Genomic DNA, 16,814 nt, shown 5'->3' on the forward strand with positions numbered 1-16,814 from the left:
CTGATGACGACACCTTTAGTGCAACAAACCGAGATGCTGCCGCTGGTGGCCGCGCAGCCCGGCATCTGGATGGCGGACCAGCTTTCGCCGCAGCCCAACGCATGGAGCGTGGCGCACTATGTAGAATTAAACGGAAACGTTGATGAGACGCTGCTGTGCAGGGCGATTATCGCCGGCATGACGGAAGCCGATACCCTGCGCATGCGCTTTGGCGAGGTGGACGGCGTTGCCCGACAGTGGATCGATCCTGCCGCCGTTTTCACGCAGCCGATATGCCGCGATCTGCGCAATGAGGCCGATCCGCAGGCCGCGGCGCAGGCGTTTATGCGTGACGATCTCGACCAGGATTTGCGTCTCGCAGGCCAGAAGCCGCTTTATCATCATGAGCTGCTGCGTCTGAGCGATACGCGCTGGTTCTGGTATCAGCGTTTTCATCACCTGGTTGTTGATGGCTTCAGCTTCACCGCTATCACCCGCAGGATCGCCAATATTTACACCGCTTACTGTCGTGATGCACAGCCGGAACCCTCTCCGTTCACGCCGTTCAGCGAAGTTGTCGCGGAGTATGAACGCTACCGTGAAAGCGACGCCTGGCAACGCGACGCGGCTTTCTGGGCAAAGCAAGCTCGTCAGCTGCCGACGCCCGCCACGCTTTCCACGCAGCCGCTCACCGGGCAGGGCTCCACCACGAAGCTTATTCGCCAGACGCTGAGTTTTGACGGTGAAGATTTCCGCAGGCTGGTAAACGGCAGCGGCCTGACCGCCGCAGATATGGCGATCGGCCTGGTCGCGCTGTGGCTTGGCCGCTTAAGCGGACGCGCCGACTATGCCGCAGGCTTTATCTTTATGCGCCGCATCGGCTCAAGCGCCCTGTGCGCCACCGGCCCGGTGCTGAACGTGCTGCCGTTTGGCGTACGCATCTGGCCGAATGCCACGCTGCCCGAACTGGCGCGGGATCTTGCGAAAGAGCTGAAAGGGATGCGTCGTTATCAACGCTACGACGCCGAGCAAATCCAGCGCGATTTGGGGCAGGTTTCCAGCGGCGAGCCGCTGTTTGGCCCGGTACTGAACCTGAAAATGTTCGATTACCGCCTCGATTTTGCCGGCATGGAAGGCATTACGCATCAGCTGGCTTCCGGCCCGGTACGCGACCTGGAAATTGCTTTATACATCAGCGAACAGGGCGACTTTTCCCTCGAACTGCTGGCAAACGAAGAGCGCTATGAGGCGCAGGCGTTGCGCCAGCATATGGCTCGCCTGCCGCTGCTTTTACGCCAGTTTGCGGCAAATCCCGCCTTACGCTGCGTGGATGCCGAATTGCTGCATGATGCCGAAACCGCCCTGCTGGAAAACGTAAACAATACGCAAATTCCGCTGCCGGTCACCACCTTAAGCGCCCTGATAGCGGAGCAGGCGCAGCGCACGCCGGATGCCCCGGCGCTGGCGGACGAAAGCCGTCAGTTCACCTATCGCCAGATGCGCGAGCAGGTGCTGGCTCTGGCCGGAGAATTAATCGCGCAGGGCGTTAAACCGGGCGATGTGGTTGCCGTGGCGCTTCCGCGCTCGGTCTTCCTGTCCCTTGCGCTACAGGCGATTGTCGAAGCGGGAGCCGCCTGGCTGCCGCTTGATACCGGCTATCCGGACGATCGTTTGCAGATGATGCTCGAAGACGCCGCGCCGCGCCTGCTGATTACCTCAGCCGAACAGCTTTCCCGCTTTAGCGCTATCGGGGGCCTGAAAACCTTCTGCTATGAGCGTGAGCTGGCGTCGGATCTACCGGATCGTCTGAATCTTTCACGCCCGGAACATACCGCTTATGTAATCTTCACCTCGGGTTCAACCGGGCGGCCAAAAGGCGTGATGGTAGGGCAGCAGGCTATTGTTAATCGCCTGCTGTGGATGCAGGACCACTACCCGATGAACGGCGAAGACGTGGTATTGCAGAAAACGCCGTGCAGTTTCGACGTGTCGGTCTGGGAATTCTTCTGGTCTTATATCGTGGGCGCGCGGCTGGTGATGGCGCCGCCGGAAGCGCATCGCGATCCGGAAGCGCTGCAGCAGCTGTTTGCCCGTTACCGGGTGACGACCACGCACTTTGTGCCGTCAATGCTGGCGGCGTTTGTTGGCGCGCTCACCCATGAGGAGGCGATTGCCAGCTGCGCTACGCTGCGGCGCGTGTTCTGCAGCGGCGAAGCGCTGCCTGCGGAACTGTGCCGCCAGTGGGAACAGCTTACGCATGCGCCGCTGCACAATCTTTACGGCCCGACCGAGGCCGCTGTGGACGTAAGCTGGTATCCGGCGTTTGGCGACGCTCTGGCCCGTGTTACGGGCAGCAGCGTGCCGATTGGCTGGCCGGTCTGGAACACAGGATTGCGCATTCTTGATGCCGCGATGCGTCCGGTGCCGCCGGGGATCGCAGGCGATCTTTATCTCACAGGGATCCAGCTGGCGCAGGGCTATCTCTGCCGTCCGGATCTGACGGCAAGCCGTTTTATCGCCGATCCTTTTGTTGCGGACGAGCGTATGTACCGCACCGGCGACGTGGCGCGCTGGCTGGAAAACGGCGCGGTGGAGTATCTGGGGCGCAGCGACGATCAGCTTAAAATCCGCGGCCAGCGCATTGAGCTTGGCGATATCGACCGGGCGATGCAGACGCTGGACGACGTCGCGCAGGCCGTGGCCCATGCCTGCGTGCTCAACCAGGGCGCGGCAGCCAGCGGCGGCGATGCAAGACAGCTGGTGGGTTATCTGGTTTCCACATCGGGCAATCCACTACCTGTGGATTCCCTGCGTGAACAGCTCGCTGCCGTGCTGCCCGCGCATATGGTGCCGGTGGCGCTTGTGCAGCTGGAGGATTTCCCGCTCAGCGCTAACGGCAAGCTCGACCGCAAGGCGCTGCCGCAGCCGGAAATGGCCCAGCGTGGCGCAGGCCGTAAGCCAGAAACGGAGCTTGAAAAGACGATCGCCGCCGCCTTCGTCGACCTGCTTGGCTGCGAAATCCAGTCGGTAAATGGTGATTTCTTCGCCCTCGGCGGACATTCGCTGCTGGCGATGCGTCTTGCCGCGCAGCTCAGGCGCGAGCTGGAAAGACCGGTGGCCGTAGGCCAGATCATGATCGCCTCCACCGTCGGCCAGCTTGCAGAAACCCTGGCGCAGGCGCGCAGCGAAGAAGAGGCCAACCGCGCAGGCTTTGAGGCCGTGCTGCCGCTGCGTAAAAGCACAGGGCCGACGCTGTACTGTTTCCATCCGGCCTCCGGTTTCGCCTGGCAGTTCAGCGTGCTGCAGCGCTATCTCGATCCGCGCTGGTCGATAACCGGTATCCAGTCGCCGCGTCCGGCCGGGCCGATGCAGCAGGCGGAAAATCTGGCGCAGGTTTGCGAGGCGCATCTGCAAACGCTCAGAAATTTGCAGCCGCACGGGCCGTATTATCTGCTGGGCTACTCTCTCGGCGGCACGCTGGCGCAGGGCATCGCCGCAAGGCTCGAAGCAGCTGGGGAAGAGGTCGCCTTCCTCGGCCTGCTCGACACCTGGCCGCCGGAAACGCAGAACTGGGCGGAAAAGGGCGCGAACGAACTCGATCCGGCGGTGCTGGAGGAGATCAACCGCGAACGCGAGGCCTTTGTGGCGGCACAGCAGGGACAGACGTCAGACGCGCTCTTCCAGGCCATTGAAGGCAACTACGGCGATGCCGTTCGCCTGCTGACCACCGCGAACAGCGTGCCGTTTACCGGCAAAGCGACGCTGTTTGTTGCAGAGCGAACGCTGCCGGAAGGCATGGACCCGCAAAAAACCTGGGCGCCGTGGACTGGCGAACTGGAGGTTTATCGTCTGGACTGCGCCCACGTGGATATTATTTCCCCGGATGCGTTTGTCGGGATTGGGCCGGTGCTGCAGCGGGTGCTGGCTTTATAGACAGAGAACCCCTCTTCTCCGCCGGAGAGGAGGGGTTTTACTCCTGTGCCTTTATCTCCGTCCCAGCGGCACCACCAGCGGCGTATGCGCCACCGGATCTTCAATAATCATGCAGCGCAGACCGTAAATCGCCTCGATAAGTTCCGGCGTGACGATTTCGCCCGGCGCGCCTTCAGCGACAATCTTTCCGTCGCGCAACGCGATTAAATGCGTGGCATAGCGACAGGCCTGGTTTAAATCGTGCAGCACCGCCGCCAGCGTATAGCCCTTCTCACGGTTTAGCTCGCTCAGCAGCTCCAGCAAATCAATCTGATGGCTGATATCAAGCCAGGTGGTCGGCTCATCCAGCAGCATAATGGAGGTTTCCTGCGCCAGCACCATGGCAATCCATGCGCGCTGTCTCTGCCCGCCGGATAAGGTATCTACCGGCTGATCGGCGAGGTCTTCAATACGCGTCGCCTGCATGGCGCGGGTGACTGCGAGGCGGTCTTCTTCGCGCCAGCGGGCAAACATCGGCTGGTGCGGATAGCGCCCGCGCGCCACTAACTCAGCCACGCTGATATCGCCCGGCGCGCTGGCGTTTTGCGCCAGCAGGCCAATGCGTCGCGCCACTTCTTTGGTGGCGAGTCGGTGAATTTCATTGCCGTCAAGCCATACCTGGCCGGCCGTGGGCTTCATCAGGCGGCTTAACGTGCGCAACAGCGTTGATTTACCGCAGCCGTTCGGGCCGATAATCGCGGTGAATTTCCCGTCAGGAATGGCGACGGTCAGCCCATCGGCTACCACATGATTGCCGTATCCGAGCGTAAGCTGTTCGCCATGCAAACGCGGCGGGGTGGAAATCTGGCTCATTTCTTCCGGGACTCCTGAATCAACAACGCAATAAGGTAAATGCCGCCGATGCTCACGGTGACCACGCCCACCTGGAGCTGATACGGCATAAACAGATGCTGGGCGCAGAGATCCGCGCCGAGTAATAACGCCGCGCCGCACAACGCTGACTGTAATAAGCCCCAGCGGGAAGTGCCGCTCAGACGGCGGGCAATATGCGGGGCGACAAGCGCAATAAAGGATATCGGCCCGGCAAGCGCCGTGGCGGTGGCGGTGAGGATGACGCCGGTCAGCATCAGCAGCAGGCGCGAGCGTTCAACGGGAACGCCCAGCGCGCAGGCGCTGTCGTCGCCCATCTCCAGCAGCCGCATACGACGCGCTAACAGCGCGCCCGCGATCAGCGCCAGCAGCATTAAAGGAGCGGCAGGAAGCATTTTCGCCCAGGTCAGACCGTTCAGGGAGCCCGCGTTCCATACTCCCGCAGAGAGGGCGGTTTCCAGCGAGGCGTACAGCAAAAGCCAGGTGTTAAAGGCTACCAGCATGGCGCGTACGCCGATGCCGATAATAATCAGGCGGAAGGTTTCGATGCCGTTGCGCCAGGCCAGCAGCCACACCACCAGCGAAGTGAGCACGCCGCCCGCCATCGCGGCGGCGGCAATAGTCGTCTGCTGCTGGCCAAACAGCACCATGGCGACCAGCACGCCGCTCCAGGCGCCGGTGTTAAAGCCCATCACGTCCGGGCTGCCGAGGGGGTTGCGCATCAGCGACTGAAAGATTGCGCCGCTCACGCCCAGCGCCGCGCCGATTAACAGGGCCATTAATACACGCGGCAGCCGCCATTCGACGACGACAAGCGAAACATTACGCGGCGCATAGCCGAACAACGCTTTAACGACCTGGCTTGCAGAAAGCGGCAGCACGCCGTTGCCAAGGCTCCAGATGCCAAATGCTACGCTGAGCAAAATCAACAGCAGGCACATCGTAATCAGACGAGGGGAGAGGCGATTCATAATCCGGCTCCCTGACGCTTGCGACGCACCAGATAAATCAGCATCGGCGCGCCGACAAACGCGCTGACAATCGAAACGCGCAGCTCGCCGGGCACCAGCATGCGGCCAATAATATCGGCGAGCAGCAGAAGTGATGGCGTAGCAAGCAGGGTGACGGGAAGCGACCAGCGGTGATCGGCGCCCACCAGCCAGCGGGCCAGGTGCGGCATCATCAGGCCGATAAAGGCAATCGGCCCGACCGCCGCCGTAGCGCTTCCGCACAGCAGCGTGATGGCAATCAAACCAAACAGCTGCGTACGGGCCACCTTACTGCCCAGCGCCGTAGCGGTGTCGTTGCCCATGCTCAGGCTGTTAAGCGAGCGGCTAAGCAGCAGCGCAATCGCACCGCCCAGCAGCACCGGCAGGAAAACGATCTTCAAAGAGGAAAGGGTGCGGATATCAAGCGAACCGGCCTGCCAGAAGCGGAGCTGGTCATACACCACGGGGTTAAGCAGCGCGATGCCGCTGCTCAGGCCTTCCAGCACAGCGGCTAACGCAACGCCTGCGAGCGTCAGGCGGACCGGACTAAGCTGCCCGCCGCCCTGGCTGCCGGTAAAAGCCACTACCAGCGCCGCCGCCAGCGCGCCGAAGAACGCCAGCCCGAGAAGGGCGGAAGGGGAAGTCAGGCCCCAGACCGCTGCGCCAACAACAATAGCGAAGCTGGCGCCGGCATTCACGCCAAGCAGGCCGGGATCGGCGAGGGGGTTTCTGGTAAGGGTTTGCATCAGCGCCCCGGCGAGGCCAAGCGCGCCGCCAGCGAGAATCCCCGCCAGCGTTCGTGGCAGACGTGCATCCAGCACTATGGTGCAATCCGCGCTCCGGCACTGGCCGCCGAGCGCATCCATCACGACTTCAACCGGCAGCGATTTTGCGCCTGCCAACAAACTGAGCGTAGCCATTAATAAAAGTAAAAAAAACAGGATCAGCAGAACAAGCGTGCGTGCTGATAACCGCGAAGCCGACATATTCCCGCCCGACAAATAACCCAACGTGAAATTAAATGATAGTTATTATCATTATCACTCTTATTTGTTTATGTTAGCATGAGCCGCCACGCACCCGGAAAGAAAAATTCGTTTTAAGGTCATGTAATGAACCGCAATTCTCTGCTGTTAAACCTCAGCCTGCTGAAAACCCACCCGGCATTTCGCGCCGTGTTTCTCGCTCGTTTTATCTCTATCGTCTCGCTGGGATTGCTGGGCGTAGCCGTGCCGGTGCAGATCCAGACGCTGACGGGCTCCTCATTACAGGTTGGTCTTGCGGTAACGCTGACCGGCGGCTCGATGTTTATCGGGCTGATGATGGGCGGGGTACTGGCGGATCGCCACGAGCGCCGCCGTCTTATTTTGCTGGCGCGCTCAACCTGCGGCTTAGGCTTTATCGGCCTGACTCTCAACGCCGCGCTGCCGGAGCCTTCGCTTGCCGCTATATATCTGCTTGGCGTGTGGGACGGCTTTTTTGGCGCGATTGGCGTCACCGCGCTGCTCGCAGCGACGCCCACGCTGGTTGGCCGTGAGAACTTAATGCAGGCGGGGGCGATCACCATGCTGACGGTGCGCCTCGGCTCGGTCATTTCGCCGATGATCGGCGGGCTGCTGCTGGCTTCCGGCGGCGTGGTCTGGAACTACGGGCTGGCCTCCATCGGCACCTTTGTAACGTTAATTCCGCTGCTGAGTTTGCCGCAGCTACCGCCGCCTCCGCAGGCGCGGGAAAACCCGCTGCTTTCCCTGCTCAACGGGCTGCGTTTTCTGGTAAGCCATCCAGTTATCGGCGGCATTGCGCTGGTTGGCGCCCTGCTGACCATGGCGAGCGCCGTGCGCGTGCTTTATCCAGCGCTGGCCGGACACTGGCAGATGAGCGCCGGACAAATCGGCCTGATGTATGCCGCCGTTCCTCTTGGCGCGGCGACCGGCGCGCTGACCAGCGGGCGCATCACGCATCACGCCCGTCCGGGCATGATTATGCTGGCGAGCGGCATCGTCTCCTTTATTGCGGTTGGCCTCTTCAGCCTGATGCCCGTCTGGGGACTGGGGCTGGCCTGCCTTGCGCTGTTTGGCTATCTCAGCGCCATCAGTTCTCTGCTGCAGTACACCCTGATCCAGACGCTGACGCCGGACGGCATGCTGGGCCGCATCAACGGCTTGTGGACGGCGCAAAACGTCACGGGCGACGCCATTGGCGCGGCGATTCTGGGCGGGATGACGGTTGCGATGACGCCGGTTGCGGCGGCAAGCTCGGGCGGGCTGGCGCTGGCCTTGGTTGGCGTGGTGCTGGCGGCTGTGCTGGTGCAGTTACGCCGCTACCGGCAGGCCGCCCCGGCGGAACCCGAGGCGGCAACGGCGAAATAATTACTGCTTAGCGAACAGCCCGGTCATCCGCTCCACCACCTGGCTTGCGCTGTAGTAGTCGAGGCGGAATGTTTCGGTGCCCAACGGATAGACATGCTTGTTTTGCACCGCTGGCAGGTGCGAAAGCAGCGGGTTGTTTTCCAGCGAGTTCGCGTCTTTCTCATCGCCGGCGAACAGGAACAGGCTCTTCCCGTTCAGGCCCGCCGCGAGGTTTTCACCGCCAAGCTGCAGAATATCGTGGCGTTTGCCCATGCTCTGGCTGGTGTGAATGGCCGGCGGCACCGTGGAAAGGGTGAAGCCAAGCTGCTGGAGTAATTTGCCCTGCGCGGATTCAGGCGTCCAGAGGTTCGCGGAGCGGGATGCCGGGCTGTAAACCAGCGCGGTGACCGGCTGCGGCGGCAGCGTAATACGTTTTTTCGCATCAATAAGCTGTTTATCAAAGCTTGCGATGCGCTCAGCGGCCTGTTTTTCATGGCCGGTTATCGTGCCGAGCTGGGTTAAAACCTGCTGCCAGCTTTTATCGTCGTAGTTGATGATAAGCGTTGGCGCGATTGCGGAAAGCTGGTCGTAAAGGGCTAGAGCCGAGTCGCCGCCGGTAGCGCTGATTAAAATCAGGTCCGGCATTTGGGCGGCAACCGCTTCCGCGCTTGGTTCACCGATATAGAGACGCTGGATATTGCGTTCTTTGGCGATTTTTCCCCACTGGCGCAGGTAACCCTGATTGTCCGCCACGCGGTTGCCCGGCGTAGTCGCCCCGCTGGCGATCACCGGCGCATCAATGGCCAGCAGTGAACCGGTCAGCGTGACGCTGGTGGAGACGATGCGCTGCGGCGCCTGTGTCAGCGTGTGCGTGCCGCGGCTGTCCGTCACCTGGCGCGGCCAGTCGGCGGCATGGGCGAGGCCGCTGAGGCTTAGCAGCAGAGCGGTGCCAAAAGTAAGCTTAGCCAGAGCTGAGGGAATTCTGATTTTCACGCGGGCATCCTGTTAAAGTAATCAATAATGCTTCTCATTTTCATGATTATGCCGCTCCGGCGCAAGCGTGGGAATGGTTAAAAAAGATTTGTCCCGATTGACAGGAAGAGGGATTCTCTTTAGGTTACGACACCGAAATACAAATGATAATTATTATTAATATCCTTTATCATTTTTTTAACGGAGAACGCATGGACACATTACTGGCCGAGGAGCCACGAAAAAAGCGCGTAACCCCTTGTGCGGATAGCTTTTTCTTTATGTCTCCTTATCGGAGTTTTTCAACCCAGGGCTGCGTTGCGCGCCTGGATTGTCCCGCTGAAGATGGCGCGAACATGCTGGGTAAGCTGCAAACGCAGCTGCAGGACGCGTTTGCACGCGCCAGAAAGCAGGGCGTTGAGAGGCCGATAGCCGTTGGTGCCATTCCGTTTGATACCCGCCAGCCGTCAGCGCTGTTTATTCCGCAAAGCTGGCAGGCTTTTTCTCGCCCTCAGCGCCAGCAGGAAGCCCGCCAGAGTAAGGCGTTGACGCAGCCGGGCATTACCGCGCGCAAAGCTATTCCCGGGCAGGATAAATTTATGGCCATGGTGGCGCATGCCGCCGCCGCCACCAGCGGGCCTGGTATCGATAAAGTGGTGCTTTCGCGCCTGATAGATATCGAAACCGACGCGCCGGTTGATATCAATGCCCTGCTAAACCGGCTGATTGCGCAGAATCCTGCCAGCTTTAACTTCCATGTTCCGCTGCCCGACGGCAGTTCGCTGCTGGGCGCGAGCCCTGAGCTGCTGCTGCGTAAAGATGGCGCAACGTTCAGCTCGCTGCCGCTGGCCGGTTCTGCCCGTCGCGAGAGAGAAGATGCCGGGCGCGATAAAGCGATTGGCGAAGCGCTGATGAACTCGGCTAAAGACCGCCACGAGCATGGCCTGGTCACCAGCGCGATGCAAAACGTACTACAGCCGCGCAGCCGGTATCTGGCGCTGCCGGAGACGCCTGAACTGATCAACACGCCAACGCTCTGGCACCTTGCCACGCCGATCGACGGCGAAACCAGAGATCCCCGGGACAACGCGCTGTCGCTTGCCTGCCTGCTGCACCCGACGCCCGCGCTCAGCGGATTCCCCCACGACGTTGCGCAGCAGCTGATTGCCGAGCTGGAACCCTTCGACCGCGAACTGTTCGGCGGCATCGTCGGCTGGTGCGATGCGCAAGGCAACGGCGAGTGGGTGGTTACTATTCGCTGCGCTCGCGTGGCGAATAAACAGGTTCGTCTGTTTGCCGGGGCAGGCATTGTGCCCGCTTCGTCACCGGAAGCCGAGTGGCGGGAAACGGGCGTAAAACTTTCCACCATGCTTAACGTATTTGGACTTAATTAAATGGCGATTCACTTTACCCGCTGGCCGGAGGATCTGGCCGCACGCTATCGCGAAAAAGGCTACTGGGCGGATCTGCCGCTTACCGACATCCTGAGCCGTCATGGTGAAAATAACGCCATTGCGCTGATCGACGGCGAGCGGCACTACAGCTATCGCGAACTGGAGCAGGCAGCCACCCGTCTGGCCTGCGCGCTGCAACGCCGCGGTTTACGCACCGGCGAAACAGCCCTGGTGCAGCTTGGCAACGTGGCGGAGCTCTACATCACGCTGTTTGCCCTGCTGAAGATTGGCGTTGCGCCGGTCAATGCGCTATTCAGCCACCAGCGCACCGAACTGGAAGCCTATGCGAAGCAGCTCGAACCGGCGCTGCTGATTGCCGACCGCAAGCACAACCTCTTTGCGCATGACGATTTCCTCGATTCCCTGTGCGGCCAGAATCCTTCTCTGCGCATGGCGGTACTGCTGAATGAAAACGAACGCAGCCGTTCACTCAGCGCCTTTATCAGCGAGCCGGAAGAGAACTTTATCGCTGCGTCTTCGGCGGCAGACGAAGTAGCCTTTTTCCAGCTTTCCGGCGGCAGCACCGGCACGCCGAAGCTTATTCCTCGCACGCATAACGATTACTACTACAGCATTCGTCGCAGCGTAGAAATCTGCCATTTCGACGCAGATACCCGCTTTTTATGCGCAATTCCTGCCGCGCACAACTATGCGTTAAGTTCGCCCGGTTCGCTTGGCGTGTTTTATGCCGGCGGCCGCGTGGTGCTGGCGAGCGATCCGAGCGCCACGCTGTGCTTCCCGCTTATCGAACGCCATCAGATAAACGTTACCGCTCTGGTGCCGCCTGCGGTGAGCCTTTGGCTGCAGGCGATTGGCGAGTGGGGCAGCAACCGGTCGCTGGCCTCGCTGAGGTTATTGCAGGTGGGCGGCGCACGCCTGAGCGAGGCGCTGGCGGCGCGTATTCCGGCAGAAATTGGCTGCCAGCTTCAGCAGGTGTTCGGCATGGCTGAAGGCCTGGTGAACTACACGCGCCTTGATGATGACAACGAACACATCTTCAAAACCCAGGGCAAACCTATGTGCCCGGACGATGAAGTCTGGGTCGCCGATGAAAACGGCAGCCCGCTGCCGTGCGGCGAAGTCGGCCGCCTGATGACTCGCGGCCCGTACACCTTCCGCGGCTATTATCGCAGCCCGGAGCACAACGCCAGCGCTTTTGACGCCAACGGGTTTTACTCATCCGGCGACCTGATCTCAATTGCTGAGGACGGCTACATCACCGTGCAGGGCCGCGAAAAAGATCAGATCAACCGCGGCGGGGAGAAGATCGCCGCCGAAGAGATCGAAAACCTGCTGCTGCGCCACGAAGAAATTATCCACGCCGCGCTGGTGTCGATGGAAGACAGCCTGCTGGGCGAGAAAAGCTGCGCGTTTATCGTCGGCAGCCGCCCGTTCCGCGCCGTGGAGATCCGTCGCTACCTGCGTGAGCTGGGCATTGCGGACTTTAAGCTTCCGGATCGTATCGAAATTGTTGCAAGCCTGCCGCTTACGCCGGTTGGCAAAGTGGACAAAAAACGTTTGCGCCAGCTGATTGCCCAAAAACAGCTGGCTTCCTGATTGACGGAGAAATTATGGCTATCCCAAAACTGAACGCATATTCCTTACCGGCGGCCGCCGACCTGCCGCAAAGCAAAGTGCAGTGGGCCTTTGAGCCCGAGCGCGCGGCTCTGTTAATTCATGATATGCAGGAATATTTTATCGATTTCTGGGGCGATGACTGCCCGATGATCCAGCAGGTTATCGACAATATCGCCGCGCTGAGAAGCTACTGCAAACGCAACAATATCCCGGTTTACTACACCGCGCAGCCGAACAACCAGAGCGATGAAGACCGTGCGCTGCTAAACGATATGTGGGGACCGGGCCTGAACAAGCATCCAGACCGCCAGAAGGTGGTTGCCGCCCTTGCGCCGGATGAAAACGACACCGTGCTGACCAAATGGCGCTACAGCGCCTTTATCCGCTCGCCGCTGGAGCAGAGCCTGAAGGAAACCGGCCGTAACCAGCTGATTATCTGCGGCGTGTACGCTCATATCGGCTGCATGACCACCGCCACCGACGCGTTTATGCGCGATATCAAGCCGTTTATGGTGGCGGACGCGCTGGCCGACTTCAGCCGCGAAGAGCACATGATGGCGCTAAAATATACCGCTGGCCGCACCGGGCGCGTGGTGATGACCCGCGATCTGCTGCCGGAATCTGCTCCGCAGAACAAAGAGCAGCTGCGTAATCTGGTGCTGCCGCTGCTGGATGAATCCGACATTCCTGAAGATGACGAAAACCTGATTGATTACGGCCTCGATTCCGTGCGCATGATGGCGTTGGCGGCGAGCTGGCGCAAAATTCACGCCGATATCGATTTCGTCATGCTGGCGAAAAATCCGACCATTGAGGCCTGGTGGGCGCTGCTGTCACGGGAGCCGCAGGCATGAGCACAGAGTTTAGCGGCCAGCGCGTCTGGGTAACCGGCGCGGGCAAAGGCATCGGCTATCACACCGCGCTGGCCTTCAGCGCTGCAGGAGCGACGGTCATCGGCTTCGATCTGGCTTTTCCGCTGGACGATTATCCCTTTGCGACCGAAACGCTCAACGTAGCGGATGCGGAACAGGTTACAGCCGTCGCTCAGCGTTTACTGGATGAGGCGCCGCGGCTGGACGTTCTGATCAATGCCGCGGGCATTCTGCGCATGGGCGCAACGGACGCGCTTTCGCTACAGGACTGGCAGGAGACGTTTGCGGTCAACGTGGGCGGGGCGTTCAACATGTTCCGGGCAACCATGCCGCGTTTTCGCGAGCAGCGTAGCGGGGCGATTGTCACCGTGGCTTCCGACGCGGCCCACACGCCGCGCACCGGCATGTCTGCTTACGGCGCCTCGAAAGCCGCGCTGAAAAGCCTGGCGCTGACCGTTGGGCTGGAGCTTGCGCCGTTCGGCGTGCGCTGCAACCTGGTCTCCCCTGGCTCTACCGATACCGACATGCAGCGCCGGCTTTGGAAAACGCCGGATGCGGAACAGCAGCGCATCAAAGGTTTTCCGGAGCAGTTCAAGCTGGGCATCCCGCTGGGCAAAATCGCCCGTCCGCAGGAGATCGCCAGCACCATTATGTTTCTCGCGTCATCTCATGCCAGCCACATCACCTTGCAGGACATCGTGATTGACGGCGGCGCGACGCTCGGCGCGTAAGGGGAAGAGATGAGTATCTGGAAACGACAGCTCACGCTGGATGAACTTAACGGCATGGGCGAGAAGTCTATGGTGGCGCTGCTCGGCATCACTTTTACGCGCGTTGATGAGGAGAGCCTGGAGGCGGAAATGCCGGTGGATGAGCGTACTCATCAGCCGTTCGGCCTGCTGCACGGCGGCGCCTCGGCGGCGCTGGCGGAAACGCTGGGATCGATGGCCGGTTTCCTGACCACCACAGAAGGACAGTGCGTGGTGGGGACGGAAATCAGCGCCAGCCATCACCGCGCCGTGGCGTCCGGAACGGTACGCGGCGTCTGCAAACCGCTGCATCTGAGTAAATCTTCTCAGGTCTGGGAGATAGCCATCTTTGACAGCCGCGGCAAGCGCTGCTGCACCAGCCGTTTGACGACGGCGGTATTAGGATAAACATTTGCGGTGGATGGCGGCTTGCGCTTATCCACCCTACAGCGCAGCGCCATCCGACACACCCACCCGCGAGCAATCCCCGCCGGTTTGTTACCTCGCTTTTACATGACAAAGTGATCTCCTTAACAAGCTGATGTAAATACCCGGTCAAACCAGGCTATTCCGCTGCTTCCATATTGTTAAATGCAACCTTTTGTTCTAGAAACAAAATGTAACACCTCACGCTTCCGGTCTGACAATGGAAAACAATTATGACTAACCCAGGGAAACACCTCGTATGGGCAGTGCTCGCGGTTATCGGGGCATTCGCGCTCGGCTATATCGCCCTTAACCGGGGCGAACAGATTAACGCGCTATGGATCGTGGTTGCCTCGGTCTGCGTTTATCTTATTGCGTATCGCTACTACGGACTCTTTATCGCTAAACGTGTATTAACCGTTGATGCCACCCGTATGACGCCTGCCGTGCGCCATAACGACGGGCTGGATTATGTGCCGACGGATAAGAAAGTGCTGTTCGGCCACCATTTTGCCGCCATTGCCGGGGCAGGGCCCCTGGTCGGGCCGGTGCTGGCCGCACAGATGGGCTATCTGCCGGGCATGCTCTGGCTGCTGGCGGGCGTGGTGCTGGCCGGCGCGGTACAGGACTTTATGGTGCTGTTTGTCTCCACCCGCCGCGACGGGCGTTCGCTGGGCGAGCTGGTGAAAGAAGAGATGGGCAATACCGCAGGCGTTGTCGCGCTTGTCGCCTGCTTTATGATCATGGTGATTATCCTGGCGGTGCTGGCGATGATCGTGGTGAAAGCCTTAACCCACAGTCCGTGGGGAACGTACACCGTGGCGTTTACCATTCCGCTGGCGCTGTTTATGGGCGTTTATATCCGCTATCTGCGTCCGGGACGTATCGGTGAGGTGTCCATCATCGGCCTGGTGTGCCTGATTTTCGCCATTATCTCCGGCGGCTGGGTAGCCGAAAGCGCAACCTGGGCGCCGTACTTTGACTATACCGGCGTGCAGCTGACGTGGATCCTGGTGGGCTACGGCTTTGTGGCGGCGGTGCTGCCTGTGTGGCTGCTGCTGGCGCCGCGCGACTACCTTTCCACCTTCCTGAAAATCGGCACTATTATCGGGCTGGCTATCGGCATTCTGATTATGCGTCCCACGCTGCAGATGCCGTCGCTGACCAAATTTATCGACGGCACAGGGCCTGTGTGGGCCGGCGACCTGTTCCCGTTCCTGTTTATCACCATCGCCTGCGGCGCGGTGTCCGGTTTCCACGCGCTTATCGCTTCCGGCACCACGCCGAAAATGCTGGCTAACGAAAATCAGGCCTGCTTTATCGGCTACGGCGGCATGCTGATGGAGTCGTTCGTGGCGATCATGGCGCTGGTTGCGGCCTGCGTTATCGACCCGGGCGTGTACTTCGCGATGAACAGCCCGATGGCGGTATTAGCCCCTGCCGGTGCTACAGACGTGGTGGCTTCAGCGGCAAGCGTGGTAAGCAGCTGGGGCTTCCAGATAACTCCGGATACCCTGAGCAATATCGCTAATGAAGTGGGCGAGCAAAGCATCATCTCGCGGGCGGGCGGCGCACCAACCTTAGCCGTAGGTATGGCTTACATCCTGCACGGCGCGCTGGGCGGCCTGATGGACGTCTCCTTCTGGTATCACTTCGCCATTCTGTTCGAAGCGCTGTTTATCCTGACCGCGGTGGACGCTGGTACGCGTGCGGCGCGCTTTATGCTGCAGGATCTGCTGGGCGTCATCTCTCCGGGACTTAAGAAAACCGACTCTCTGCCCGCAAACCTGCTGGCAACGGCGCTGTGCGTGCTGGCTTGGGGCTACTTCCTGCATCAGGGCGTGGTGGATCCGCTCGGCGGTATTAACACCCTGTGGCCGCTGTTTGGTATTGCCAACCAGATGCTGGCAGGTATGGCGCTGATGCTGTGTGCGGTGGTGCTGTTTAAAATGAAGAGGCAGAAGTATGCCTGGGTGGCGCTGGTGCCGACGGCCTGGCTGCTGATCTGTACGCTGGCTGCGGGCTGGGAAAAATCTTTCAGCCCGGATACAAAAGTGGGCTTCCTGGCTATCGCTAACAAGTTCCAGGCGATGATCGACAGCGGCAATATTCCGGCGCAGTACACCCAGTCGCAGCTCTCGCAGCTGGTGTTTAACAACCGTCTGGACGCCGGGCTGACCATTTTCTTTATGGTGGTAGTGGTGGTGCTGGGCCTGTTCTCGATTAAAACGGCGCTTAAGGCGCTTAAATCAGACAAGCCAACCGCCAACGAAACGCCGTACGAGAAGATGCCGGACAATTACGAAGAGATTGTAACGCAGGCAAAAAGCGCGCACTAGCGTCAGATAAAGGGCGGGTGGCGCAGGCGCCGCCCACCCTGTGTTTTCACAGGCGGTTGTAGGATGAGTAAGCAACGCGCCATTCACCGCGGCAGGAGGAATCATGTTCGACACCCTTGCTAAAGCAGGAAAATATCTCGGCCAGGCCGCCAAACTGATGGTCGGCGTGCCGGATTACGACAACTATGTGCAGCACATGCGTCTCACCCACCCTGAGCAGACGCCGATGACCTATGAAGCGTTTTTCCGCGAGCGTCAGGACGCACGTTATGGCGGCAAAGGCGGCGCTCGCTGCTGTTAAAAAT

13 protein-coding genes are annotated in these 16,814 nt (G+C 60.3%); 9 read left to right on the forward strand and 4 right to left on the reverse strand.

All coding sequences use genetic code 11. The features are described from left to right. The first annotated feature begins 3 nt into the window (after nt 1-3). Nucleotides 4-3,912 carry an enterobactin synthase subunit F gene (locus WLO31_RS05145; protein WP_435930513.1) on the forward strand — a complete coding sequence of 1,303 codons (3,909 nt, stop codon included), beginning with the start codon at nt 4-6 and terminating at the stop codon, nt 3,910-3,912. 51 nt (nt 3,913-3,963) lie between these two features. On the opposite strand, the gene fepC is transcribed toward WLO31_RS05145, so the two are convergent. From fepC to fepD, 3 genes are read right to left on the reverse strand one after another with little or no spacing between them, the layout of a single operon-like run. Then, nucleotides 3,964-4,764, reverse strand: coding sequence for an iron-enterobactin ABC transporter ATP-binding protein (fepC, locus tag WLO31_RS05150; RefSeq protein WP_435929419.1), 801 nt, complete (start codon nt 4,762-4,764; stop codon nt 3,964-3,966). Beyond that, entirely contained in the window at nt 4,761-5,753 is a 993-nt protein-coding gene (gene fepG / locus WLO31_RS05155) for an iron-enterobactin ABC transporter permease (RefSeq protein WP_435929420.1), read from the reverse strand. The genes fepC and fepG overlap by 4 nt, the downstream gene beginning before the upstream one ends. Next, nucleotides 5,750-6,757: a Fe(3+)-siderophore ABC transporter permease gene (gene fepD / locus WLO31_RS05160; protein WP_435929421.1), complete on the reverse strand. Its 1,008-nt coding sequence runs from the start codon at nt 6,755-6,757 to the stop codon at nt 5,750-5,752. The genes fepG and fepD overlap by 4 nt, the downstream gene beginning before the upstream one ends. Nucleotides 6,758-6,883: 126 nt before the next feature. On the opposite strand from fepD, the gene entS reads away from it, so the two are divergent. Next, the gene (gene entS / locus WLO31_RS05165; RefSeq protein ID WP_435929422.1) at nt 6,884-8,140 is read left to right on the forward strand and encodes an enterobactin transporter EntS; all 1,257 of its coding nucleotides are present in this window, start codon (nt 6,884-6,886) and stop codon (nt 8,138-8,140) included. Here the strand turns inward: entS and fepB are convergent, their stop codons facing one another. Beyond that, on the reverse strand, nt 8,141-9,106 hold the full coding sequence (gene fepB / locus WLO31_RS05170; protein ID WP_435930515.1) for a Fe2+-enterobactin ABC transporter substrate-binding protein: 966 nt from the start codon (nt 9,104-9,106) through the stop codon (nt 8,141-8,143). A gap of 197 nt (nt 9,107-9,303) precedes the next feature. Between fepB and entC the strand changes: the two genes are divergently transcribed. The 7 genes from entC (at nt 9,304) to WLO31_RS05205 (ending at nt 16,810) form a co-directional block, all read left to right on the forward strand. Beyond that, entirely contained in the window at nt 9,304-10,485 is a 1,182-nt protein-coding gene (entC, locus tag WLO31_RS05175) for an isochorismate synthase EntC (RefSeq protein WP_435929423.1), read from the forward strand. Further along, complete coding sequence (locus WLO31_RS05180; protein WP_435929424.1) at nt 10,486-12,102, forward strand: (2,3-dihydroxybenzoyl)adenylate synthase; 1,617 nt, start codon at nt 10,486-10,488, stop codon at nt 12,100-12,102. It begins immediately after the preceding gene. A gap of 14 nt (nt 12,103-12,116) precedes the next feature. After that, entirely contained in the window at nt 12,117-12,977 is an 861-nt protein-coding gene (locus WLO31_RS05185) for an isochorismatase family protein (RefSeq protein ID WP_435929425.1), read from the forward strand. Further along, complete coding sequence (dhbA, locus tag WLO31_RS05190) at nt 12,974-13,726, forward strand: 2,3-dihydro-2,3-dihydroxybenzoate dehydrogenase (protein WP_435929426.1); 753 nt, start codon at nt 12,974-12,976, stop codon at nt 13,724-13,726. Before WLO31_RS05185 ends, dhbA begins: the two co-directional genes overlap by 4 nt. A 9-nt stretch (nt 13,727-13,735) precedes the next feature. After that, entirely contained in the window at nt 13,736-14,152 is a 417-nt protein-coding gene (gene entH, locus WLO31_RS05195) for a proofreading thioesterase EntH (RefSeq protein WP_435929427.1), read from the forward strand. Nucleotides 14,153-14,403: 251 nt separating this feature from the next. Beyond that, the gene (cstA, locus tag WLO31_RS05200; protein ID WP_435929428.1) at nt 14,404-16,509 is read left to right on the forward strand and encodes a pyruvate/proton symporter CstA; all 2,106 of its coding nucleotides are present in this window, start codon (nt 14,404-14,406) and stop codon (nt 16,507-16,509) included. Nucleotides 16,510-16,612: 103 nt separating this feature from the next. After that, entirely contained in the window at nt 16,613-16,810 is a 198-nt protein-coding gene (locus WLO31_RS05205; RefSeq protein ID WP_167609448.1) for a YbdD/YjiX family protein, read from the forward strand. Nucleotides 16,811-16,814: the final 4 nt, after the last annotated feature.

It is taken from the genome of Dryocola sharpae (assembly GCF_051307055.1).
Classification (GTDB): domain Bacteria; phylum Pseudomonadota; class Gammaproteobacteria; order Enterobacterales; family Enterobacteriaceae; genus Dryocola.